At 68.2% G+C, this 21,515-nt stretch carries 22 protein-coding genes; 6 read left to right on the forward strand and 16 right to left on the reverse strand.

The window, feature by feature from the left end:
- Positions 1 to 10 precede the first annotated feature (10 nt).
- From FBR43_RS15225 to FBR43_RS15255, 7 genes are all read right to left on the reverse strand, one after another.
- Complete coding sequence (locus tag FBR43_RS15225; RefSeq protein ID WP_136943878.1) at positions 11 to 349, reverse strand: P-II family nitrogen regulator; 339 nt, start codon at positions 347 to 349, stop codon at positions 11 to 13.
- Between the two features lie 169 nt (positions 350 to 518).
- Positions 519 to 1,871, reverse strand: coding sequence for an ABC1 kinase family protein (locus FBR43_RS15230; RefSeq protein ID WP_136943879.1), 1,353 nt, complete (start codon positions 1,869 to 1,871; stop codon positions 519 to 521).
- Positions 1,872 to 1,924: 53 nt separating this feature from the next.
- Positions 1,925 to 2,125 carry a putative signal transducing protein gene (locus FBR43_RS15235; protein ID WP_136943880.1) on the reverse strand — a complete coding sequence of 67 codons (201 nt, stop codon included), beginning with the start codon at positions 2,123 to 2,125 and terminating at the stop codon, positions 1,925 to 1,927.
- Positions 2,126 to 2,137: 12 nt separating this feature from the next.
- Entirely contained in the window at positions 2,138 to 3,346 is a 1,209-nt protein-coding gene (locus FBR43_RS15240; protein WP_136943881.1) for an ABC transporter permease, read from the reverse strand.
- Positions 3,347 to 4,060: an ABC transporter ATP-binding protein gene (locus FBR43_RS15245; protein ID WP_136944273.1), complete on the reverse strand. Its 714-nt coding sequence runs from the start codon at positions 4,058 to 4,060 to the stop codon at positions 3,347 to 3,349.
- On the reverse strand, positions 4,050 to 5,462 hold the full coding sequence (locus tag FBR43_RS15250; RefSeq protein WP_136943882.1) for an efflux RND transporter periplasmic adaptor subunit: 1,413 nt from the start codon (positions 5,460 to 5,462) through the stop codon (positions 4,050 to 4,052). The genes FBR43_RS15245 and FBR43_RS15250 overlap by 11 nt, the downstream gene beginning before the upstream one ends.
- Positions 5,463 to 5,470: 8 nt before the next feature.
- Positions 5,471 to 6,955, reverse strand: a complete 1,485-nt coding sequence (locus FBR43_RS15255; RefSeq protein WP_136944274.1) for an efflux transporter outer membrane subunit — start codon at positions 6,953 to 6,955, stop codon at positions 5,471 to 5,473.
- A 159-nt stretch (positions 6,956 to 7,114) separates the two neighbouring features.
- Between FBR43_RS15255 and acs the strand changes: the two genes are divergently transcribed.
- Positions 7,115 to 9,067: an acetate--CoA ligase gene (acs, locus tag FBR43_RS15260; RefSeq protein WP_136943883.1), complete on the forward strand. Its 1,953-nt coding sequence runs from the start codon at positions 7,115 to 7,117 to the stop codon at positions 9,065 to 9,067.
- Between the two features lie 25 nt (positions 9,068 to 9,092).
- Here the strand turns inward: acs and FBR43_RS15265 are convergent, their stop codons facing one another.
- Together FBR43_RS15265 and FBR43_RS15270 are read right to left on the reverse strand one after the other, a co-directional pair.
- Positions 9,093 to 9,785, reverse strand: coding sequence for an NnrU family protein (locus FBR43_RS15265; protein ID WP_136943884.1), 693 nt, complete (start codon positions 9,783 to 9,785; stop codon positions 9,093 to 9,095).
- A gap of 58 nt (positions 9,786 to 9,843) precedes the next feature.
- Positions 9,844 to 11,661: a peptide MFS transporter gene (locus FBR43_RS15270; protein WP_136943885.1), complete on the reverse strand. Its 1,818-nt coding sequence runs from the start codon at positions 11,659 to 11,661 to the stop codon at positions 9,844 to 9,846.
- Positions 11,662 to 11,832: 171 nt separating this feature from the next.
- Here FBR43_RS15270 and FBR43_RS15275 point away from each other — a divergent pair, with 171 nt between their 5' ends.
- From FBR43_RS15275 to FBR43_RS15285, 3 genes are all read left to right on the forward strand, one after another.
- A complete protein-coding gene (locus tag FBR43_RS15275) occupies positions 11,833 to 12,411 on the forward strand; it encodes a nitroreductase family protein (protein ID WP_136944275.1) in 579 nt (192 codons plus the stop codon).
- Positions 12,412 to 12,466: 55 nt separating this feature from the next.
- Positions 12,467 to 12,823, forward strand: a complete 357-nt coding sequence (locus FBR43_RS15280; protein ID WP_136943886.1) for a GntR family transcriptional regulator — start codon at positions 12,467 to 12,469, stop codon at positions 12,821 to 12,823.
- Between the two features lie 68 nt (positions 12,824 to 12,891).
- Positions 12,892 to 13,419, forward strand: a complete 528-nt coding sequence (locus FBR43_RS15285; RefSeq protein WP_136943887.1) for a hypothetical protein — start codon at positions 12,892 to 12,894, stop codon at positions 13,417 to 13,419.
- Positions 13,420 to 13,494: 75 nt separating this feature from the next.
- Here the strand turns inward: FBR43_RS15285 and FBR43_RS15290 are convergent, their stop codons facing one another.
- A complete protein-coding gene (locus FBR43_RS15290; RefSeq protein ID WP_136943888.1) occupies positions 13,495 to 15,219 on the reverse strand; it encodes an acyl-CoA dehydrogenase in 1,725 nt (574 codons plus the stop codon).
- Positions 15,220 to 15,265: 46 nt separating this feature from the next.
- Between FBR43_RS15290 and FBR43_RS15295 the strand changes: the two genes are divergently transcribed.
- Positions 15,266 to 16,204, forward strand: a complete 939-nt coding sequence (locus FBR43_RS15295) for an L-threonylcarbamoyladenylate synthase (protein WP_136943889.1) — start codon at positions 15,266 to 15,268, stop codon at positions 16,202 to 16,204.
- Positions 16,205 to 16,211: 7 nt separating this feature from the next.
- Here FBR43_RS15295 and FBR43_RS15300 read toward each other — a convergent pair whose 3' ends face one another.
- Positions 16,212 to 16,499, reverse strand: a complete 288-nt coding sequence (locus FBR43_RS15300) for a hypothetical protein (RefSeq protein ID WP_136943890.1) — start codon at positions 16,497 to 16,499, stop codon at positions 16,212 to 16,214.
- Positions 16,500 to 16,567: 68 nt separating this feature from the next.
- The gene (gene msrA / locus FBR43_RS15305) at positions 16,568 to 17,116 is read right to left on the reverse strand and encodes a peptide-methionine (S)-S-oxide reductase MsrA (RefSeq protein WP_136943891.1); all 549 of its coding nucleotides are present in this window, start codon (positions 17,114 to 17,116) and stop codon (positions 16,568 to 16,570) included.
- Positions 17,117 to 17,186: 70 nt separating this feature from the next.
- Between msrA and galE the strand changes: the two genes are divergently transcribed.
- On the forward strand, positions 17,187 to 18,179 hold the full coding sequence (gene galE / locus FBR43_RS15310; RefSeq protein WP_249276628.1) for a UDP-glucose 4-epimerase GalE: 993 nt from the start codon (positions 17,187 to 17,189) through the stop codon (positions 18,177 to 18,179).
- A gap of 3 nt (positions 18,180 to 18,182) precedes the next feature.
- Here the strand turns inward: galE and FBR43_RS15315 are convergent, their stop codons facing one another.
- From FBR43_RS15315 to FBR43_RS15330, 4 genes are read right to left on the reverse strand one after another with little or no spacing between them, the layout of a single operon-like run.
- Complete coding sequence (locus FBR43_RS15315; protein WP_136943892.1) at positions 18,183 to 19,766, reverse strand: GMC family oxidoreductase; 1,584 nt, start codon at positions 19,764 to 19,766, stop codon at positions 18,183 to 18,185.
- A complete protein-coding gene (locus FBR43_RS15320) occupies positions 19,673 to 20,665 on the reverse strand; it encodes a sterol desaturase family protein (protein ID WP_136943893.1) in 993 nt (330 codons plus the stop codon). Before FBR43_RS15320 ends, FBR43_RS15315 begins: the two co-directional genes overlap by 94 nt.
- A gap of 4 nt (positions 20,666 to 20,669) precedes the next feature.
- Complete coding sequence (locus FBR43_RS15325) at positions 20,670 to 21,041, reverse strand: hypothetical protein (RefSeq protein ID WP_136943894.1); 372 nt, start codon at positions 21,039 to 21,041, stop codon at positions 20,670 to 20,672.
- A 12-nt stretch (positions 21,042 to 21,053) separates the two neighbouring features.
- The gene (locus FBR43_RS15330; protein ID WP_136943895.1) at positions 21,054 to 21,488 is read right to left on the reverse strand and encodes a TIGR01244 family sulfur transferase; all 435 of its coding nucleotides are present in this window, start codon (positions 21,486 to 21,488) and stop codon (positions 21,054 to 21,056) included.
- Between the last annotated feature and the right edge of the window lie 27 nt (positions 21,489 to 21,515).

A 21,515-nucleotide genomic window follows, 5' to 3' on the forward strand; every position in this document is an offset into this window, starting at 1 on the left:
TCCCCCCTCGTCACAGCGCGGTCACGTCGGTTTCGCCGGTGCGGATGCGCACCGCCTGCCCGACATCGAGCACGAAGATCTTGCCGTCGCCGATCGCGCCGGTGTTGGCCGCGGCCTGCACCGCCTCGACCACGCGCGGCGCCAGATCGCCGTCGCAGACGATCTCGATCTTGAGCTTGGGCACCATGTTGGTCGAATATTCGGCGCCGCGATAAATCTCGGTCTGCCCCTTCTGCCGACCGAAGCCCTTGACCTCGGTCACGGTCATGCCCGCGACGCCGACATCGGCGAGCGCATCGCGCACCTCGTCGAGCTTGAACGGTTTGATGATGGCGATGACGAGTTTCATGGATCCCCCTCGGCCGTTTCCCGCCACCACCCAGCAAGCGACGTGCCAGTTGATGAACGAAGCGTTACGACGGGAAAGGCAGCGATACGCCTCGCAGGCGCAGCATAAATCTTGTGCAGTCGCGAAGCGGTGCCGTATTTTCAGGCAGCGATCGGGCAGTTCCAAGAGGTCAGGCGACCGGAGCCGTCAACAGCGAACGCGCTTCGAGCATCGCGCGCACATCGACACGCGCACCCAGCCTTGCCGCAAGCATCGCCGTGCCGCTGATCTTGCGCTGGACGAACAGCGTCTCGATCGGCGGGATGTGCCACGTCGATCGATCGGCGGCCATTTCCATTGCCTGTTCGCGCAGCACGCCCACGAACGCGCGATCGCCGAAGTCGAACGCGCCAGGGCGACCCAGTTCGGCGATCACGATGTCGATCATCCGGTCGATCAATGCGCGATGCCCCGCTACCGCCGCAGCGCCCAGAAACCCGGAAGCCACCGCCGCCTCGCGTGCGCCATCGCGATCGCCCGCCAGCCCCGTGCGCAGCAACGCCGCATAGGCATCGCGGGTCGAGGGCTCGACCGGTCGCGCCGCGCCGAAATCGAGCAACACCAGCCGGCCGTTGTCACCGGCCGCGCCATCCTGCCAGCGATAATTGGCGAAATTGGGATCGGTCTGCATCCAGCCGAAGTCGAACAGTTCGGCGAGCACCAGCGCGATCAGCGCGCGCATCGCGGTGTCGCGCACTTCCTGCGGCGCGTCGACCAGCGCCTCGACCGGCCGGCCCTCGACATATTCCATCGCAAGCACGCCGCGCGTCGAGAATTCGGGCTCGAAGCCGGGGACGACGTAGCGGCGGTCGTCGGCGAGCAATTGGCCGAAGCGGCGAAGCTGCTCGCCCTCGCGGACATAATCGGCTTCCTCGTGCAACTGGCGCTTCGCCTCGGCGAGCAGCGGCGCCACGTCCAGCTCGCGCGGCACCAGCCCCGACACGCGCAACAGAGTGAGGACATTGTCGACATCGGCGTCGATGCTCGCCGCGACGCCCGGATATTGCACCTTGATCGCGAGCACACGCCCGTCGGGCAGCGTCGCGCGATGAACCTGGCCGATCGACGCGGCGGCCATCGGGTGCGCTTCGAAATGCCGGAAGCGCCGGCGCCAGTCGCTGCCCCATTCGCGCGCGAGCACCGCCTGCAACTGCGCCGGCGGCATGTGCTGCGCGCGTTCGCGCAGCCGCGCCATGATCGCGCTCAGTTCGGCGGGCAGCATGTCGCCCGCATCCATCGAGATCATCTGGCCGAGCTTCATCGCCGCGCCGCGCAGATGCGCGAGCTGGTCGGCGACGCGGCCCACGTTGCGCGGCGTGAGCGCCAGATCGCGCATGCTCGGCCGCTCGCCGCTCGCCATTCGGCGCGCACCCTCGGCCATCATGCCGCCCGCCAGGCCGCCCGCCAATCGCCCGAACGCGCCGATGCGCGAGAGCCGTGTCGACGGGACGGCCCTGCCGCTGCGTTCGCGATCGTCGGTCATGCAGGCGATATGGCGGTGCGTTGGGGCGGCGCAACCACGGGCGATCTACGGTATCACAGCGCGTCGATGATCGCGCGGGCGGCGGGCAGGTCCTCGTCGAGCACCATCACGCGCACGGGGATCAGCAGCGCGCTGCCTTCGCCCAGGCTCATCTCGCCGTCGAAGCTCACCGCATCGATCCCTTCGGATTCGAGCCGCCCGACGATGATGTGCGCCTCGATCCGGTTGTAGCGCCCGAGCTCGACCAGTGCCATCAGCGGCAAATCCTATTCATGGCGCAGCGCATCGATGGGATTTAGCGAGGCGGCGCGGCGCGCGGGAAAGAAGCCGAACACCACGCCGATGATCGCCGAGATCGCGAAGGCGATCAGGTTGATCTGCGGATCGAACACGAACGGCACCTGCATGATCGGCGTCAGCACGACGATGACGATCTGCGCCAGCACCAGCCCGATCAGCCCGCCCAGCATCGACAGCACGATCGCCTCGACGAGGAATTGCAGCAGCACCTCGCGCGCCACCGCGCCGATCGCAAGGCGGATGCCGATCTCGCGCGTGCGCTCGGTCACGCTCACCAGCATGATGTTCATGATGCCGATGCCGCCCACGACCAGGCTGATGCCCGCCACCGCCGCGACGATCGAGGTCAGCAATGTGGTCGTGCCCGTCAGCGTTGCCGATATCTGCGCGGTGTCGAAGATGTTGAAATTGTCCTCGTCGCCTTCCTCGAGGCGCCGGCGCTCGCGCAGCACTTCGGTGAGCGATTCCTGCACTTGCGCGGTATCGTAATTGTCGTCGACGCCTACCAGCATGAGTCGCACGTCGCGATTGCCGGTGAAGCGGCGCTGTACCGTCTTGATCGGCATGATGACGACATCGTCCTGATCGCCGCCGAAGCCTGCCTGCCCGCGCGTCTCGAGCGTGCCGATCACGTCGCACGACACGTTGTTGAGGCGGATGCGCTCGCCGACTGCCGGCTGCTCGCGAAACAGGTTCTGGCGCACGGTGTTGCCGATGATGCACACCGCACGTCCGGCGGCTTCCTCGGCGGGCAGGAAGGTGCGCCCGCCCGTCAGGTTCCAGGGCTGGACCTCGAAATAGTCGTTGGTGGTGCCGTTGATCGTCGTCGACCAGTTGGCGCCGTTGTAGATCGCCGTTGCGGTCGACTGCGCCTGCGGCGCCACCGCCTTCACGCCCGCCACCTGCTCGACCACCGCATCGACGTCACGCTGGTCGAAATCGGGCGGGCGCGCGCCGCCGCCGCCGCGGCCGAAGCCCTGGCCCGGACGCACCTGGAGAATGTTGGTGCCGAGACTCGCGATCGACTGCTGCACCGCCGCCGTCGTCGCCTGCCCCAGCGTCACCATCGCCACCACCGCCGCGACGCCGATGACGATGCCGAGCACCGTGAGGAACGAGCGCAGCAGGTGCCGCCGGATCGAGCGCAGCGCGAGCGTGAAGGTGGTTGCCAGCATCTACACGCGCTCGCCCTGGTGATGGTTGCGATCGATGCGCTCGACCAGCCCGTCCTTGAAATGGATGACCGTCCGCGCGAACGCCGCCATCTCGGGCTCGTGCGTGACCATCAGCACGGTGATGCCGCTGTCGCGATTGAGGCCGGTGAGCAGCTGCATGATCTCGACCGAGCGCTCCGAATCGAGATTGCCCGTGGGTTCGTCGGCCAGCAGAACGTCGGGGCTGGTGACGATCGCGCGCGCGATCGCCACGCGCTGCTGCTGGCCGCCCGAAAGCTCGGCGGGCGTGTGGTCCCACCATTTGTCGAGCCCCACCTTCTCGAGCGCCGCCATCCCGAGCCGCTGGCGCGTCTTGCGGTCCTCGCCCCTGTAGACGAGCGGCAGCTCGACATTCTCGAGCGCGGTGGTGCGGCTGAGCAGGTTGAAGCCCTGGAACACGAAGCCCAGATAGCGCCGCCGCAGCAGCGCGCGCTGGTCGCGGTCGAGCGTCTCGACATGGACGCGCTTGAACCGGAACTGTCCGGCGCTCGGCACGTCGAGGCAGCCGAGGATGTTCATCGTCGTCGACTTGCCCGAACCCGAAGGACCCATGACGGCAACGAAATCGCCGGGGTCGATGTCGAGGTCGACGCCCTTAAGCGCCTCGAACGCCGTCGGTCCCTCGCCATAGACCTTGGTGACGCCGCGCAGCGCGATGATCGGCTCATCCGCCACGCTGGCCGCCCCCGCCGCTGCCGCCGCCACCTGCCGCGCCGCCGGATCGCGCACGCTGGCCGCCCTTGGCCTGCGCACCGTCGCCGCTTGCAAGCTGACCGGTGATGACCTGCATGCCGGGCCGCAGATTGCCGCCGATGACCTCGGTCACCTGTCCGTCGCTCTCGCCGACGCGAATCTGCACCGGCTGCGGCGTGCCGCCTTCGCCGACGATGTAGATCGTCTGTTCGGATCCGCGCCCGATCGTCGCCTGGCGTTCGGGGCGATTGCCGCGGCGCCGGCCGCGTGGCACGATTGCGCTCGCAAGACCGCCGCCCTCGTCGGCCCCTGCGGCTGAGGGGCGGAACCGCAGCGCGGCATTGGGCACGAGCAGCGCGTTCTGCCGCTCGGTCGTGACGATCTCGGCAGTCGCGGTCATGCCGGGGCGCAGCCGCAGTTCGGCGTTGGCCACCGTCAGCGTCGCCGCATAGGACACGACCTGCCCGGTGGTGCTCGTCGTCCCCGTGGTCGAGGACGAGGTGGCTTCCTGCGCCGAGAGGTTCGATCCCACATCGACGCGCGTGATCGTGGCGGGGAAGGTCTCGCCCGGAAACGCATCGACGGTGAAGGTCGCGCGCTGGCCGTTTTGCACCGCCCCCACATCGGCCTCGTCGATCGCGACCTCGAGCTCCATCTGGCTCAGATCCTCGGCGATGACGAACAGCGTCGGCGTGTTGAACGAGGCCGCAACGGTCTGGCCGGGATCGACCTGCCGGGCGAGCACCACGCCGTTCACCGGCGAGCGGATGATGGCGCGGTCACGCTGCGTCTGGCTCGCCGACAATTGCGCGCGGCTGGCAGTGACGTTGGCCTGCGCGGTGCGCACGCCCGCGACTGCCCGCGCGACGGCGGCGCGCGCGGTGTCGAGCTCGGTCTTGGCAGGCACGCGCCCGCCCGACAGGCGGCTGACTTCCTCGAACCGGTTGAGCGTGGCGCGCGCCTCGGTCAGCGTCGCCTGCGCCTGCTCGACCGTGGCCTGCTGCGCCGCCAGATTGGCGCGGTTCTGTTCGATCTGGTCGTCGAGCTGCTCGGGGTCGATGAGCGCCAGCGCCTGCCCCGCCGAGACGCGATCGTTCACGTCGACCACCACCTGCGTGACCAGCCCCGAAAGCTGCGAGCCCACCGTGACCTGATTGGTGGGAGCCAGCCGACCGGTCGCCGATACCGTCACCTGAAGATCGCCCTGCCGCGCCGGCGCGGTGGCATAGCCCGGCGCTTCCTCGGTCGCGAAGAAGCTGCGCGCCGCGAGCGCCAGCAGCACCACGCCCAGCGCGACGAGCGCCCATTTGGCATAGCGCTTCCACTTGGGTTGGGATGTCGCGCCGAGAAACGCGTCCAGATCGGGATTGGGCTGATCGGCCATCGGGCGTCCTATCGGGCGGGTTGTGGAAGCGCGGCGGGCGCGGGCACGCTTTCGGCAGTGGGCGCGGCGCCGCCATCCCAGCCGCCGCCGAGCGCGGTGAACAGCTGGACGATCGCGGTCGTTTCGTCCGACTGCGCGGTGACGATGCTGTTGCGTGCGCTCAACAGCTGCGTCTCGGTCTGGTTGAGCGTAGTGAAATCGGTGAGCCCCGCGCGATACTGGCTGCGCGCGAGGATCGCCGAATTGTTCGCGGCATCGAGCGCAACGGCGAATTCGCGCGAGCGCGTGCGCGCGCTCTGCAACGCAACGATGGCGTTCTCGACTTCCTCGAGCCCGAGCAGCACCGTCTGCTTGTAGGCAAGGAACGCGCCGTCGGCGACGGCCTGCTGGCTACGCACCTGCGCGCGCGTGCGGCCACCGTCGAAGATGAGCTGGCTGAGGCCGGCGAACAACGTGCCGGTGATGATGTTGCCCAGATTGCCGATCGCGCCCGCCGCGGTATCGATGCCGCCCGAGATGCCGAGCGCGGGATAGAGCTGCGCCTGCGCCACACCGATCTGCGCGACGGCGCCGGCAAGCTGGCGTTCGGCGGCGCGCACATCGGGGCGCTGGCGCAGCGTATCGGCGGGGATGCCCGGGCCGATGATCGCCGGTCCGCGGGGAATGCGCTGCGCCGTCGCCAGCGTCGCCTTGAGCGCGCCGGGCGCGCGGCCGGTCAGCACGCCGAGGCGCGAGACTGCGCTGTTGTAGCTCGCTTCGATGCTGGGAATGCTGGCCGCAGTCTGCGCGCGTTGCGCGCGTGCCTGCTCGGCATCGAGCGAAGACACCAGCCCCGCCTGCACGCGGAATCCCGCTATCTCCAGATTGTCGTCCTGCAGCGCCAGACTGTCGCGCGCATTGGCGAGCTGTGCCTGTGCTGCGCGCGCCAGCACATAGTTGCGCGCGATCTCGGCCTGGATCGAGACCAGCACCGCGGCATAGTCGAAGCCGCTCGCGGCATAGCCCGCGCGCGCGGCGTCGACGCCGCTGCGCACGCCGCCGAACAGATCGACCTGGTAATTGGCGTCGAGCCCGAGCGAGAAATTGTCGGTCGATCCCGCGCCGGTCTCGATGATCGTGCCGTCGGGCAGCTGCGTCTGCTGCGTGCCGCCGCGGATTACCTGCCGGCGCGAATAGCCGCCCGAGCCGCTCAACGACGGCAGGAAATCGGCGCGCGCGACGATCAGCTGCTCGCGCGCCTGCCGCAACCGCGTGACTGCCTGGCCGACATCGAGATTCTGCGTCGCCGCTTCGCTCACCAGTTGCGCAAGCACCGGATCGCCGAACCGCACCCACCAGCGCGCCAGATCCTCGCGCTTGGCGGCTGGCGAAACCGAATATTGATCGGGCACGCCAAGGTCGGCGGGTGTCGCCGGGCGATAATCGGGGCCGACGCTGCACGCCGAAAGACCGAGCGCCGCGATTGACGCGCCTAGGAAGCGTTTTCGAACCATCGCGTTCAGGATTTGGCGGTGCAGCACGCGCGCGTCCACATCTTTTGTGTCGCGAAATGTAACCTGCGTGGCGCGCAAGCCGGGGTGGAGCCGTTGCACTTGCCCGTTCGTTGCCGCCGCCACACACTCGACCGAACGATAATCGCGCTGGAGAGGCACATGGCCGAAGCCGAACTCTACCCCGTCCCCGACGAATGGCGCCAGCGCGCGCGCATCGATGCCGAGGGCTATGACAAGCTGTACGGCCGCAGCCTCGCCGATCCGGGTGCTTTCTGGCTCGATCAGGCCAAGCGGCTCGACTGGATCAAGCGGCCTGAAATCGCCGGCGACTGGTCGTTCGACGAAGCCGATTTTCACATCAGCTGGTTTGCCGACGGCAAGCTCAACGTCGCTGCCAACTGCATCGATCGGCATGCCAAGGCGCATGGCGACCGCGTGGCGATCATCTGGGAGCCCGACGATCCTGCCGAGGAGCCGCGGCGGTTTACCTATCGGCAGCTGCTTGCCGAGGTCTGTCGCTTTGCCAACGTCCTGAAGGCCAATGGCGTGGCCAAGGGCGATCGTGTCACGATCTACCTGCCGATGATTCCCGAGGCGGCGGTCGCGGTACTCGCCTGCGCGCGGATCGGCGCGATCCATTCGGTGGTGTTCGGCGGCTTCTCGCCCGATGCGCTTGCCGGCCGCATACAGGATTGCGATTCGAAGCTCGTCATCACCGCCGACGAAGGGCGACGCGGCGGCAAGCGCATCGCGCTCAAGGCCTGTGTCGACGAGGCCGCCGATCGCGCGCCGAGCCTCGAGCGCGTGATCGTGGTGCGCGCGACGGGTGCCGAGGTGGCGATGCGCGACGGGCGCGACATCTGGTATCACGACGCCGCCGCGGAGGCTTCCGGCGATTGTCCGCCCGAGCCGATGAACGCCGAGGATCCGCTGTTCATTCTCTATACCAGCGGATCGACGGGCAAGCCGAAGGGCGTGCTGCACAGCTCGGGCGGCTATCTGCTGTGGGCGGCGTGCACGCACGAATGGTGCTTCGACTATCGCGTGGGCGAGGTGTTCTGGTGCGCTGCCGATATCGGCTGGGTGACGGGGCACAGCTACATCCTCTACGGCCCGCTCGCCAATGGCGCGACGACCTTGATGTACGAGGGGCTGCCCAACTGGCCCGACGCCAGCCGCATCTGGCAGGTGGTCGACCGGCATCAGGTATCGACGCTGTTCACCGCACCTACGGTGCTGCGTGCGCTGATGAAGGACGGCGACGCGCCGGTACACGCGACCGATCGCTCGTCATTGCGGCTGCTGGGCAGCGTCGGCGAGCCGATCAATCCCGAGGCTTGGCGCTGGTATCATCGCGTGGCGGGCGAGGGGCGCTGCCCGATCATCGATACCTGGTGGCAGACCGAGACGGGCGGCGCGATGATTGCGCCGATGCCCGGCGCCACCGATCTCAAGCCCGGATCGGCGACGCGGCCGATGCCCGGCGTTGATCCGCAACTGCTTGATGCCGAAGGACAGGTGCTGCACGGTGCGGCCGAAGGCAATCTGGCGATCGCGCGAAGCTGGCCGGGGCAGATGCGGACGGTGTGGGGCGATCACGACCGCTTCTTCCAGACCTATTTCACGACCTATCCGGGCAAGTATTTCACCGGCGACGGCGCACGGCGCGACGATGACGGCTATTGGTGGATCACCGGCCGCGTCGACGATGTCATCAATGTCAGCGGGCATCGCATGGGCACGGCCGAAGTCGAATCGGCGCTCGTCGCGCATCCCAAGGTCGCCGAGGCAGCGGTGGTGGGAATGCCGCACGATGTGAAAGGACAGGGCATCTATGCCTATGTCACGCTCAACGGCGGCGAGGAGGCATCCGACGCGCTGCACGACGAACTGGTGCAATGGGTCCGCCGCGAGATCGGCCCGATCGCCAAGCCCGATGCGCTGCAATTCGCGCCCGGCCTGCCCAAGACGCGTAGCGGCAAGATCATGCGGCGCATCCTGCGCAAGATCGCCGAAGGCGATACCGGCGCGCTGGGCGATACCTCGACGCTGGCCGAACCCGCTGTGGTCGACGATCTGGTGGCCAACCGGGTGACGCTGCCGACGACGTGATCGTCGCGCCCGATACACATGCTGCTTAGCCGATCCACCGCCAGATGCCGGCGGGCCAGCCGGCAAGCGGCATATGCGCCCACGTTGCCGCGAGCCACAGCGCGATGCCGCCGGCCCAGTCATGCGGCCGCAATCGCGCTGCCGACAGCGGCAAGCGGCGGGCGATGATCGCCGTGAAGGAGAAATAGCTCGTCCGCGCCGCCCATTGCGGCCAGAAATCGGGTTCAAGGCTTGCCTTCTTGCGATCCTGGAGCGCAGCGCCCACCAGTGCGAGCACGCCGATGCCCGCCGCCAGCACGATCTGCGCGGGCATCGGCATCACCGCGATGTGCACTAGCGCCCAGATCGCGAAGCTCCACATCATCGGGTGGCGCGTGATGGCGAACACGCCGCGCGGCTGCGGTACGGCGCGCGGCTTGGCGACGGGATCGGGCAGCGCCGGATTGCCGATCAGCGAGCCGATCAGCAGGATGCTCGCCGCCAGCATCAGCACGCTCGCCGCTGCCCAGAGTCCGTCGCCCACCGGCCATAGCGGCGGCTGATCGGGCATCGCCATATAGACATGCGCCGCCCAGCCGAGTGTCGCGAAGGCGACCAAGCTGTAGAGCAGCAGGAAGCCCCGCGCGCCCAGCCGTGCGACGAGCGGCGCGCGCAACGGGTGCGATAACGCGAAATGCGTGCCGACAAATGCGGCGACGGCGAGGATCAGCGTACCCATCGGCAATGCTCCCGGCCGCGGGGGCGGCGTGCGAGCATAGCCGATGGCGCGGCCGGCGTCAGGCGCGCGTTTCGCCGCGCGGATCGGTGCCGGCAGCGGCCGATTCGCCGATCTGGCTTTCGCCCGCCATCGCATGGTCGGCCTGCGCCGGCGGCATCGCCATCCAGCGCTTGAGCAGCGGCGACAGCAGCAGCAGCACACCGCCGACGATCACGCCCGCCCAGCCGATCTGCGTGAACACGCTGGCATAATTGGAAAGCGCTGCACCCGGATCGACGACGACGCCGCCCACCGTATCGCTCGACGTTGCCTGCGCGACGAGACCGGCGAGCGTATGCGCCAGTGCCGAGGCGAGGAACCACACGCCCATCATCAGCCCGACGACGCGTGGCACCGCGAGCTTGGTAATCATCGAAAGGCCAACGGGTGACAGGCATATCTCGCCGGTGGTGTGCAGCAGATAGGCGAGCGCCAGCCAGATCAGCGGTACGCGGAAATCCGAATCGGCCGCGGTGTTGATGCCGATCACCAGCACCAGGAAGCCAAGGCCCACCTGCGCCAGCGCCAGCGCGAACTTGACCGGCGTCGAGGGCTCGATCCCGCGCTTGCCGAGCCAGGTCCACAGCCCCGCGAAGACAGGCGCCAGCAGCACGATGAACAAGGGGTTGAACAGCTGCACCTGCGCGGCGTTCATGCGCAGATCGCCGACGATCGTGAGATCGGTGTTGCGATCAGCATAGAGCGTGAGCGAGCTGCCCGCCTGCTCGAACAGCGTCCAGAACAGCACGGTGAAGGTGATGAGGATGAGCGCGACGACCATGCGCGAGCGTTCGATGCCTCTCAGCGCGAACAGCGACCAACCAAGCATGCCGAGTAGGATGATCGGCGCACCCCAGGTGAGCAATGTGGTCACGAGTTCATCGCGCTGGACCAGGAACCATGCGGGCAGCAGCATGATGAAGCCGCCGACATAGATCAGCCATTCGAGGCTGAGCGGCCCCTTGCGCTCGCGAAGTGCCGCAGGGTTGGGCGGCTCGGCGCGGCCGCCCAGCCATTTCTGGCCGGCAAGGAAGGTGACGAGCCCGGCGAGCATCCCAAAGCCCGCCAGCCCGAAGCCATAGGCCCAGCCATAGGCGATGCCCAGCCATGCGCACAGCCAGGTCGCCAGCACCGACCCAAGGTTGATGCCCATGTAGAAGATGGTGAAACCGCCGTCGCGGCGCGGATCGCCGGGTTCGTAGAGCGCGCCGACGATGGTGGAGATATTGGCCTTCAGGAACCCCACGCCGACGATGATGAGTGACAGCGAGAAGAACAGGATCTGCACGTAGAGCGGTTGCTGTACGGTGCGTGTCTGCAAGTCGGCGGCGGGAATCGCAGCGGGCAGCCCTGCCGTCGTGCCGTTGAGGATCGTCAGACCCTCGGCAGAGAAGCTGGCCGGCAGGCGCTCGCCGGCCGGCGTCACCAGTTGCAGCGCGCGATCCTCGCCGCGGCCATCGGCCACCAGCTCGTAACTCGACCCGCCGAAATCGATATATTGCCGCGATCCCGAGCCTTCGAACGCCATGCCGAAATGGCCCGCGACCAGCAGCAACGCGCCGATCGTCACCGCCTTGCGCGACCCCAGATAGCGGTCGGCCACCCAGCCGCCGAGCACCGGTGCCAGATAGACGAGTGATGCATAGGCGGCATACAGCCCCTGCGCCTCTCGATCGCCGAACAGGAAATGCTGCGTGAGGTACAGCACCAGCAGTGCGCGCATGCCGTAGAACGAGAAGCGTTCCCACATCTCGGTGAGGAACAGCACGGCAAGGCCGCGCGGATGGCCGAAAAAGCTGCGATCGCTGCTTGCGGCGTCGGCGCTGGTGGTCGCCATGAACAAGGATACTCCGTCGGAACCGTCGTCGTCGTCGGCGAGCCGGCACATTGGCGGCGGAGCCTAGCCGGCAAATCGCGCGTGCCAAGCGATAATGTCACGCACGATACCAACCGCCATGCGATCGGCGCGGCGTTGCGGCGCTTTCGCCACACGCCTACAGCCGCGAACATGTTCAACGACACACGCTCGCTCGCCGCCTATCTCGCCACTCGGCGATCGGGCCGGCCCAAGGACATGGTGGCCCCCGGTCCCGATCGCGCCACGCTCGACGCGATGGTCGCCATTGCGGCGCGAACGCCCGACCATGGCAAGCTAGCACCCTGGCGCTTCGTGGTGATCGATGCAGCGGCCCGCGACGCGCTGACGACGCGGCTGGTCGAGGCCTATCGGGCCGACAAGCCCGATGCCGGACGGCTCGAGATCGCCGCGATCGAGCAGTTCGCGCATCAGGCGCCAAGCCTGGTCGTGGTGCTGTCGAGCCCCAGGCCCGAAAGCCACATTCCGCTTTGGGAACAGGAACTCGCGGCGGGAGCGGCTTGCATGAACCTGCTGCATGCCGCGCATGCGCACGGGTTCGTCGGCGGCTGGCTTACCGGTTGGGCGGCCTATTCGGACCGCGTGCGCAACCTATTCGGCAGCGCGCCCGAGAGGATCGCGGGCTTCATGTTCATCGGAACGCCGGGTGCCGAGCTCGTCGAGCGGCCGCGGCCCGACATGGCGGCGATCGTCAGCCGCTGGAACGGATAGGCGCTGGAACGGATAGGGGCTGGAACATTCGGGCGCGTTGGCGTATTAGGGGGGCATGACAGCGATCGAGCATGACGACGCCCCCGTCTATATGCGCCTGCGGGCCGGCATCGTCGCGGCGATCCTGCGTGGCGAATATCGCGCCGGCGACCAGCTTCCCTCGGTACGCGCGCTTGCGGCCAATGTCGGCGCCAACCCGCTCACCGTCGCCAAGGCGTATCAGACCTTTCAGGACGACGGCTATGTCGAGGTGCGGCGCGGCGTCGGCATGTTCGTGCTGCCGGGTGCCGCCGAGCGGCTGCGCATCGCCGAGCGCGAGCGGTTCCTGACCGGCCAGTGGCCGCGCGTGCGCGACCATATCGCGCTGCTCGGCATCGACATGGACGAGCTGCTGGCACGCACCCCGGCCTGACCGCGCGGGAACTCCCGGCTTCTGCCGCGCGTAGAAGCGCGCGAGGATGGGCTGCAAGGGATGGTCGAGTGCGTCTGCCACGAGCAACGGCAGCTATCGGTGCGACACTGCTGCTGTGCGCTTGCGGCGGCGGCGCGCCTGATGCCGCGAATACCGCGATAGCCGGTAACGATGCGGCGACCGCGAACCAGGCTGCTGCTACTAGCTCCACCTCGGCTGCACTTGATGTCTATCGAGGCCGCTATCCCAACGAAGTCGTCGGTGCGACGCGCTTCAACGAGCATCCGCTGGTGCGCGCCGCCGTGGCCAAGGCGCTCGGCAAGCACAAGGCGATGTCGGCGCGCACAGTGCTCGAGGGTGCCGGCCCCGCTACCCCGATCGCGATGGCGGGCGACCGGCTGCTTTCGTGGGGATGCGAACAGCATAATTGCGGCGCGCATAACTGGGCGCTGCTCGTCGCGGCCGACGGAAGCCGGCCCGAACTGTGCTATCACAACGAGGCGATGCAGCCCGTCACGCGCTGGCTGATCGATGGCGAGGCGAGCGCGCGCATGTTGCCCGAGGGTTGTCCTTCGGGCGACGCGCGGCCGGCATAGCGCGGTGCGTGTGCCGCGCACCCTTCCAGCCCCCGCGTGGCGGGCGGTCGCCTTCGCTGTGCCGGGGAACTACTTCTAGGCGGCGAAAGCGTCGGCGGGGATGGCATACAGTACGTCGGCACGCGCGCTGGCGGCGGCCTTGAGGCCCATCGCTTCGGGCACGATCTGCTCGACATAGAAGCGTGCGGCAGCCTGCTTCTGCGCCAGAAAAATGGGGTCGCCCTCGGCATCGCGCGCGATGCGGCCCTGACGCTCCATCAGCCAGCCGCAGGTCGCGACCGACAGCATCGTCAGGAACGGGTAGCTTGCAGCGAGCTTGTCGTCGACATCGGCGGTCATCAGCCGGCGGCCGACTTCTTCGCACACGTCGATCAGTGCGCGCAGCCCGGCATCGCTCGCCTCGGCGCGCATCGCTTCGACATGCGCGAGGAACACGCCGCCATTGTCCATCGCCAACTTGCGCCCGACGAGATCTGCCGCCTGGATGCCGTTGGTCCCTTCGTAGATCGGCGTGATGCGCGCATCGCGGAAGTGCTGCGCGGCGCCCGTCTCCTCGACATAGCCCATGCCGCCATGCACCTGGATGCCGAGGCTGGCGACCTCGTTGCCGAGATCGGTGCCGTGCGCCTTGGCAAGCGGCGTGAGCAGGTCGACGCGCTTGCGGGCATCGGCATCGCCCAGCGTCGCGCGATCGACATTGCCCGCCGCCAGATAGACGAGCGCGCGCGCCGCCTGCGTCTGCGCCTTCATGCGCAGCAGCATGCGGCGCACGTCGGGATGCTCGATGATCGCCACCGGCTCGCGGCTCGCGCCGTCCGCGCGCGCCGACTGGATGCGGTCGCGCGCATAGGCCACCGCCTTCTGCGTCGCGCGCTCGGCGACCTGCACGCCCTGCAAGCCCACATTGAGGCGCGCATTGTTCATCATCGTGAACATCGCGGCGATGCCGCCGCCCTCGGCGCCGATGAGTTCGCCGATGCAGTCACCATTGTCGCCGAAGCTCAGCACGCAGGTCGGCGAGGCGTGCAGCCCCATCTTGTGTTCGATCGAAACGACGCGGACGTCGTTGGCCTCGCCCGGCGAGCCATCGTCGTTCAGGCAATATTTGGGGACGAGGAACAGGCTCAGCCCCTTGGTGCCGGCCGGTGCGCCGGGCGTGCGCGCGAGCACCAGATGGACGATCTGCGGCGCGAGATCGTGATCGCCATAGGATATGTAGATCTTGGTGCCGGTGATCTTCCAGCGCCCGTCGCCCACGGGCTCGGCGCGCGTGCGCAGCGCGCCGACGTCGCTGCCTGCCTGCGGCTCGGTTAGGTTCATCGTGCCCGTCCACGCGCCCGTCGACAGATGCGGCAGATAGGCAGCCTGCTGCTCGGCGCTGCCATGATGCATCAGCGCCTCGATCGCGCCGACAGTGAGCGTGGGGCAAAGCGCGAAGCCCATGTTCGCGGCGCCCAGCGTATCGAGCACCGCGGTCGCGATGGCGAAGGGCATGCCCTGCCCGCCATGTTCGGCGGGCGCGCCGATCGTTCCCCAGCCGCCCTCGACATAGGCGCGATAGGCTTCGGGAAAGCCCTTGGGCATCACCACGCCGTCTTCGGTCCAGCGGGCTCCCACCGTGTCGCCGGTGCGGTCGAGCGGCGCCCATTCGCCTGCCGCGAACGCGCCGACGCCTTCGAGCACCGCCTCGACCATATCGGGCGTGGCTTCGGCGAAGCGGTCGCTGGAGGAAAGATCGGCGAGCCCTGCGACATGTTCGAGCACGAAACGCTGTTCGGCGACGGGCGGGGTGAAGGTCATCGGTCCTCTCTTGTCGGCTTTGCCGGCCCGATATAGCGACGCTTGCGTGGCTTCTCCAAACCCGCCCTTCGTCACCCGCACCTTACCCTACGGCGACGCGGCGCTGGCGGAGGCGGCGGCCGAGATCGCGCGTGGCGGATGCGTCGCGGTGCCGACCGAGACGGTCTACGGCCTCGCTGCCGACGCGACCGATTCGCGCGCGGTGGCGGGCATCTATGCCGCCAAGGGCCGGCCGAGCTTCAACCCGCTGATCGTGCATGTGATCGACCTGGCGGCGGCGCGCGCGATGGCGCGGTTCGATGCCGCGGCAGAGGCGCTGGCCGCGCGCTGGTGGCCCGGCCCGCTCACGCTGGTGCTGCCGCTTGCCGATGACAGCCCGGTCGCGTCGCTGGTGACGGCGGGCCTGCCCACCGTCGCGATCCGGGTCCCCGCGCACCGCGCGATGCAGGCGCTGCTAGAGGCAACGGGCCGGCCGCTCGCCGCGCCTTCGGCCAATGCCAGCGGCGGCATCAGCCCTACGCGCGCGGCCCATGTCGCCGCCAGCCTCGATGGACGGATCGCGCTGATTCTCGACGACGGGCCGACGCCGGCGGGCATCGAATCGACGATCGTCGATGTTGCGCAAGGACTCGTGCTGCGACCCGGCCCGATCACTGCCGACGATCTGGGCCTCGCAACGCACGAAGGTAGCGGCCCGATCACCGCGCCGGGCCAGCTCGCAAGTCACTACGCGCCCGCCAAGCCGCTGCGGCTCGACGCGACGAGCGCGCGGCCGGGCGAATGGATGATCGGGTTTGGCGATGTGTCGGGTGACGACACGCTGTCGCCGACCGGCGATCTGGTCGAAGCAGCCGCCCGCCTGTTCGATGCGTTGCACCGAGCCGACGCGAGCGACCGCGCGGCGATCGCCGTGGCGCCGGTGCCGCAGCACGGCCTTGGCGAAGCGATCAACGATCGCCTGCGCCGTGCTGCGGTCCGCGACTGATCGCCGCTTATTGCGGGACGACGGCTTGGTCGTTGGTGATGAGATCGAGCTTCTGCTCGTTCGACATCGCATGCGCATTGACGTCGGCATCGTCGATCGCATCGGCACGGGCTTCGCCGGCATCCTCGATCGCGTCGGCCTGCGCGTCGGTCGCGCCATTGGCTTCGGCAGCGTCGGCACGCTCCTCGGCATTGTCCTCGACGCGTTCGGCCAGCGCATCGTCGCCGTCGCCGCCACAGGCCGCCAGCGGCAGCGCCATCATCGCGATCAGCGCGGGTGCCAGAAACTTTCGCATATCTTCCCTCCGTTGGCCGGGAATCGTCCCGGTCGCGCAACAACCGGCCAGACGGAGGGCTGGTTCCGTCAGGCGGTCGCCGCCTCGGCCTTCGAGCGTGCGGCGAAGCTCTTGCGCAGCTTCTGGAGCTTGGGCGGAATAACCGCGATGCAATAGGGATTGCGCTGTCCCTCGCCGTCCCAATAGCCCTGATGATAATCCTCGGCCGGATACCAGATATCGGCATGCTCGATCGTCGTGACGATCGGCTGCGGCCAGTTGGCGGCGTTGCGCTCGATCGCCTCCTTGGCCTCGGCTTCCTGCTCGGGCGAATGCGGGAAAATCGCCGAGCGATATTGCGTGCCGACGTCGTTGCCCTGGCGGTTGAGCGTGGTGGGATCGTGCGTCGCGAAGAAAATGTCGAGCAGCTCGCCATAGCTGATCGCCTGCGGATCGAAGGTCACGCGGATCGCTTCGGCATGGCCGGTATCGCCGCCACATACCTGTTTGTACGTCGGATCGGCGACATGCCCGCCGATATACACGCTTTCGACGCGCTCGACGCCGATCACGTCGTTGAATACCGCTTCGGTGCACCAGAAGCAGCCGCCGGCGAGCGTGGCGATTTCGGTAGCCATGGGTTCAATCTCCTTTGCCGGCAAGATAGGGGCTGCATGGTGCCTTCCCAATGGGCACGGGGAGAGAGTGATGCCGGGCGATTGCGTGATGGTGACGGGCGGTGCGGGCTATATCGGCAGCCATGCGGCGCTGGCGCTGCTCGATGCCGGGCGGCGCGTGGTGGTGCTCGACAATCTGGTGACGGGGTTCGACTGGGCGGTCGACCGCCGCGCGACACTGGTGATCGGCGCGGTGGAAGACGAGGCGCTGGTTCGCAAGGTGATCGCCAAGCATGACATCGGCGCCATCCTCCATTTCGCCGGATCGGTGGTGGTGCCCGAATCGGTCGCCGATCCGCTCAAATATTATCGCAACAACACAGCGGCCTCGCGCAGCCTGATCGAAAGCGCGGTGGCGTGCGGGGTGCGGCACTTCATCTTCTCTTCGACCGCGGCGACCTATGGCATCCCCGATGCGGTGCCGGTGGCCGAGGATGCGCCGCGCCGGCCGATCAATCCCTATGGCATGTCGAAGCTGATGACCGAGCACATGCTCGCCGACGTCGCCGCCGTGCACCCGATCAACTATGCGGTGCTTCGCTATTTCAACGTCGCCGGCGCCGACCCGCAAGGGCGCAGCGGGCAATCGACGGCGGGGGCGACGCACCTCATCAAGGTCGCGGTCGAGGCGGCGTGCGGCAAGCGCGCGGGCGTGGGCGTGTTCGGCACCGATTTCGCGACGCCCGACGGCACCGGCGTGCGCGACTATATCCATGTGAGCGATCTTGCCGCTGCGCATGTGGCGGCACTCGACCTGCTGATCGCCGATCCCGCGCGCAGTCACACGCTCAACGCCGGCTATGGGCGCGGCTATTCGGTGCTCGAAGTGCTCGATGCCGTCGATCGCATCACCAACCAGCGCATCGAACGGCGCATCGAAGGTCGCCGCGCGGGCGATCCCGACGCGCTGGTGGCCGACAATCGCGCGATCCTCGCGGCGCTGCCGTGGCAACCGGCCCATGCCGATCTCGATACGATCGTGGCGCACGCCCTGGCTTGGGAGCGGCGGCTCGGCGAGCAATAGCCGCTACCCCAACGCCGCACCCACGAAATCGGCGGCGCGCTCGCCGATCATGATCGAGGGCGCGTTGGTGTTGCCCGATACGAGGCGCGGCATGATCGAGGCATCGGCGATCCACAGCCGCTCGACGCCGCGCACGGCAAGCTGCGGATCGCACACGGCGTCGGCATCGCTCCCCATGCGCGCGGTGCCGACGGGGTGGTAGATGGTGTCGGCACGCGCGCGGATCAGTCGTTCGAGCGCGTCGTCGTCGGCGAGGTCGATCGGATAGCGGTCGCGCCCCTTCCAGTCAGCGATCGGCGGCGTTTCCAGGATGCGATACATTGCACGCACGCCGCGCTTGAGCGTCGCCATGTCGCGATCGTCGGTCAGGAATGCCGGGTCGATACGCGGCGCGTCGCGCGCATCGGCCGAGCGCAAGCGCACGTTGCCGCGGCTTTCGGGGCGCAGCACGCAGGCATGGCACGAAAAGCCGTGGCCCGGCACCGGCACGCGGCCGTGATCCTCGAGCATCGCGATGACGAAGTGGAACTGGATGTCAGGCGCCGGCGCGGCGGGATCGGTAGTGAGGAAACCGCCCGATTCGGCGAACGGCGTGGTGAAGCCGCCCTCGCGCTTGCGGAACCAGCGCCACAGCGCGCGCGCGGCGTTGAGGTTGCCGCGCATCGACTTGCCGAACAGGCTGGTGTCGTCGGCCTCGAACACCGCGACATAATCGACATGGTCCTGCAGGTCGGCGCCCACCGCGGGCCGTGCGATACGCGTGGCGATGCCGTGTTCGGCAAGCTCTGCGGGATCGCCGATGCCCGACAGCATCAGCGTCTGCGGCGTGCCGAACACGCCGCCCGCCAGCACCACACCGCCGCCTGCGCGGATCGTCCGCGTCTCGCCACCCTGGCGATAGGCGACGCCCCAGGCGCGGCCATCCTCGAACAGCACGCGCTCGACCACGGCATCGGTGACGATGTGGAGGTTGGCGGGCGGCGTGCCGTCGCCCAGATACGCGCGCGCAGCGGTCCAGCGCTCGCCGCCGCGCTGCGTAACCTGATAGAGCCCGAAGCCCTCGATCCGCTCGCCGTTGAAATCGTCGTTGACCGGGTGCTGGAGCTGACCTGCCGCCTGCACGAAGGCGAGGCTCGCGGGATGCGCGTAACGTTGGTCGCTGACCCACAAAGGTCCTTGGTCGCCGTGCCACGCATCGGCGCCGCGGATATTATGCTCGGCGCGGCGGAACACCGGCAGTACCTCGTCCCAGCTCCAGCCGTGGCAGCCGAGCGATGCCCAATTGTCGTAATCCCATGGCGCGCCGCGCAGATAGAGCATCGCGTTGATCGCGCTCGATCCGCCAAGGCCGCGCCCGCGCGGCTGATAGCCGCGACGACCGTTGAGCCCTTGCTGCGGCTCGGTTTCGAACTTCCAGTTGGTGCCTTCCTTGCCGATCGCAAAGCCGCCGGGCATGCGCACCTGCCAGTGCACATTGTGCCCGCCCGCTTCGATCAGCGCGACGCGGTAGCCGCGCTCGGCGAGCCGGCCGGCGGCGGCACTGCCGCCCGATCCGCCTCCGATGACGACGATATCGGCTTCGTCCATTCCCCACCCTCTCGCTTCTCTTGTCGTTGCTGCCAGCGTTCGCGGATCATCGCGCTGGTCAGGCGGCTGCCGTCGTGGCTCCAGCCCGGCTCGCGCCAGACATAGCCCAGTTTGTGCCGCCACGGCGCTGCCCACACGTCGCGCGCGATACCCACCCATTCATGGAACGCCGCCCAGATCAGATTGAAGCTGCCCAGATTGCGCACGATGCCATAGCGCGGTGCCTCATCGTCACGCTCGCGCTCGAAGGTGCCGAACATCCGGTCCCAGACGATGAACACGCCGGCATAGTTGCGGTCGAGATAGCGCGCGTTGGTGGCGTGATGGACGCGGTGGTGGCTGGGCGTGTTCATCACCGCCTCGAACCAGCGCGGCATCCGTCCGATCGCCTCGGTATGAATCCAGAACTGGTAGACGAGGTTAAGCCCCGCCACGAAGAAGATCATCGCCGGCGGAAAGCCGATCAGGAACAAGGGCAGCCGGAACAGGAAGCCTAGGCTGACGAACCCCGTCCAGGTCTGCCGGAGCGCAGTCGACAGGTTATAATGCTGGCTCGAATGATGGATGACGTGGCTGGCCCAGAACCAGCGCACGCGATGCGCCGAGCGGTGAAAGGCGTAATAGGCCAGATCGTCGAGCACAAAGGCGGCGACGAACCAGTACCATGCCCAGCCGATGTCGAAGAGGCGGAACTGGTGCACCCATAGCGCCAGCGCGAACACCAGCCCGCCCGACAGGATGCCCGCTACCGTCGAGCCCAGGCCCAAGCCCAGCGAGGTCAGCGTATCGCGCGGGCAATAGCGCCGCCGGTCCTTCATCCGCGCCACCAGCATCTCGGCGAGCACCAGCGCGACGAAGGCGGGAATCGCGAGATCGACCGGGGAGGGCAGCTCGGGCATCGCCTTAGCTTACATGCGTGTCAGCAAGCGCGCCAGTGGGGGTAATCACTACGTCGCCGAACCAGCGATCGCCCGTGGCGATGTGCAAGGCGTCGCGGTCGCGTCGTACCGCGCTGCCGGGCAGATGCCGCGACGCCAGCCGCGCGCCCGCGCGCTTGAGCACCACGACGCTGCCGTCCTCGCCTTCGACCAGCGCGGCGTGCCCTTCGACGTCGATGGTGGCACGGATGCCGGTGAACCCCGCAATGTCGGCCTCGGCGGTGGCGATGGCCGCAGCGGCGTCACCGATGCCGTCGTCACTGCCGAGCTTGAGCCAAACGGCGATGCCGCCAAGCGCAAGGATCGCGGCAAGCGACGCGCCGAGCTGGAGCCACATGGGCGTGACGCCTCAGCCCGGCCGGTGCACCCCGTCGAGCATCGGGCGCAATCCGGTGAGGTCATAGCCGGCACCGGCGGCCTTGCCCGTCACCTCGTCAGGCGTGGCACCACGGCTGGCGGCGGCGAGCGCCCAAAGATTGGCCGATCGGGTGCCCGATCGGCAGAAGGCCAGCACCGGGCCGCCCGCCGCGTCGATCGCCTCGGCCATCGCGGCCACCTGCGCATGGCTGAAGCCGGCATGCGTGACGGGGATGGCGTGGTACGCAAGGCCCGCCGCTTCGGCGGCCTCGCGAATCGCATCGGCCGGGGGCTGGCCCGCCTCCTCGCCATCGGGGCGATTGTTGACCACCGCCTTGTAGCCTTGGGCGGCGATGTTGGGCAGATCTTCGGGCAGGATCTGCGGGGCGACGGCGACGCTTTCGTCGATGATGCGGATATGGGCCATGGCGAGCGGTCTAGCGTATCACGTGGG

The sequence above is a fragment of the Sphingomonas baiyangensis genome (assembly GCF_005144715.1).
In the GTDB taxonomy this organism is placed as follows: domain Bacteria; phylum Pseudomonadota; class Alphaproteobacteria; order Sphingomonadales; family Sphingomonadaceae; genus Sphingomonas; species Sphingomonas baiyangensis.

Coding starts and splice junctions, on each gene's coding strand:
- FBR43_RS15225 (WP_136943878.1), bottom strand. CDS start 349: ATGAAACTCGTCATCGCCATCATCAAACCGTTCAAGCTCGACGAGGTG.
- FBR43_RS15230 (WP_136943879.1), bottom strand. CDS start 1,871: ATGACCGACGATCGCGAACGCAGCGGCAGGGCCGTCCCGTCGACACGG.
- FBR43_RS15235 (WP_136943880.1), bottom strand. CDS start 2,125: ATGGCACTGGTCGAGCTCGGGCGCTACAACCGGATCGAGGCGCACATC.
- FBR43_RS15240 (WP_136943881.1), bottom strand. CDS start 3,346: ATGCTGGCAACCACCTTCACGCTCGCGCTGCGCTCGATCCGGCGGCAC.
- FBR43_RS15250 (WP_136943882.1), bottom strand. CDS start 5,462: ATGGCCGATCAGCCCAATCCCGATCTGGACGCGTTTCTCGGCGCGACA.
- FBR43_RS15255 (WP_136944274.1), bottom strand. CDS start 6,955: ATGGTTCGAAAACGCTTCCTAGGCGCGTCAATCGCGGCGCTCGGTCTT.
- acs (WP_136943883.1), top strand. CDS start 7,115: ATGGCCGAAGCCGAACTCTACCCCGTCCCCGACGAATGGCGCCAGCGC.
- FBR43_RS15265 (WP_136943884.1), bottom strand. CDS start 9,785: ATGGGTACGCTGATCCTCGCCGTCGCCGCATTTGTCGGCACGCATTTC.
- FBR43_RS15270 (WP_136943885.1), bottom strand. CDS start 11,661: ATGGCGACCACCAGCGCCGACGCCGCAAGCAGCGATCGCAGCTTTTTC.
- FBR43_RS15275 (WP_136944275.1), top strand. CDS start 11,833: ATGTTCAACGACACACGCTCGCTCGCCGCCTATCTCGCCACTCGGCGA.
- FBR43_RS15280 (WP_136943886.1), top strand. CDS start 12,467: ATGACAGCGATCGAGCATGACGACGCCCCCGTCTATATGCGCCTGCGG.
- FBR43_RS15290 (WP_136943888.1), bottom strand. CDS start 15,219: ATGACCTTCACCCCGCCCGTCGCCGAACAGCGTTTCGTGCTCGAACAT.
- FBR43_RS15300 (WP_136943890.1), bottom strand. CDS start 16,499: ATGCGAAAGTTTCTGGCACCCGCGCTGATCGCGATGATGGCGCTGCCG.
- msrA (WP_136943891.1), bottom strand. CDS start 17,116: ATGGCTACCGAAATCGCCACGCTCGCCGGCGGCTGCTTCTGGTGCACC.
- galE (WP_249276628.1), top strand. CDS start 17,187: ATGCCGGGCGATTGCGTGATGGTGACGGGCGGTGCGGGCTATATCGGC.
- FBR43_RS15315 (WP_136943892.1), bottom strand. CDS start 19,766: ATGGACGAAGCCGATATCGTCGTCATCGGAGGCGGATCGGGCGGCAGT.
- FBR43_RS15320 (WP_136943893.1), bottom strand. CDS start 20,665: ATGCCCGAGCTGCCCTCCCCGGTCGATCTCGCGATTCCCGCCTTCGTC.
- FBR43_RS15325 (WP_136943894.1), bottom strand. CDS start 21,041: ATGTGGCTCCAGCTCGGCGCGTCGCTTGCCGCGATCCTTGCGCTTGGC.
- FBR43_RS15330 (WP_136943895.1), bottom strand. CDS start 21,488: ATGGCCCATATCCGCATCATCGACGAAAGCGTCGCCGTCGCCCCGCAG.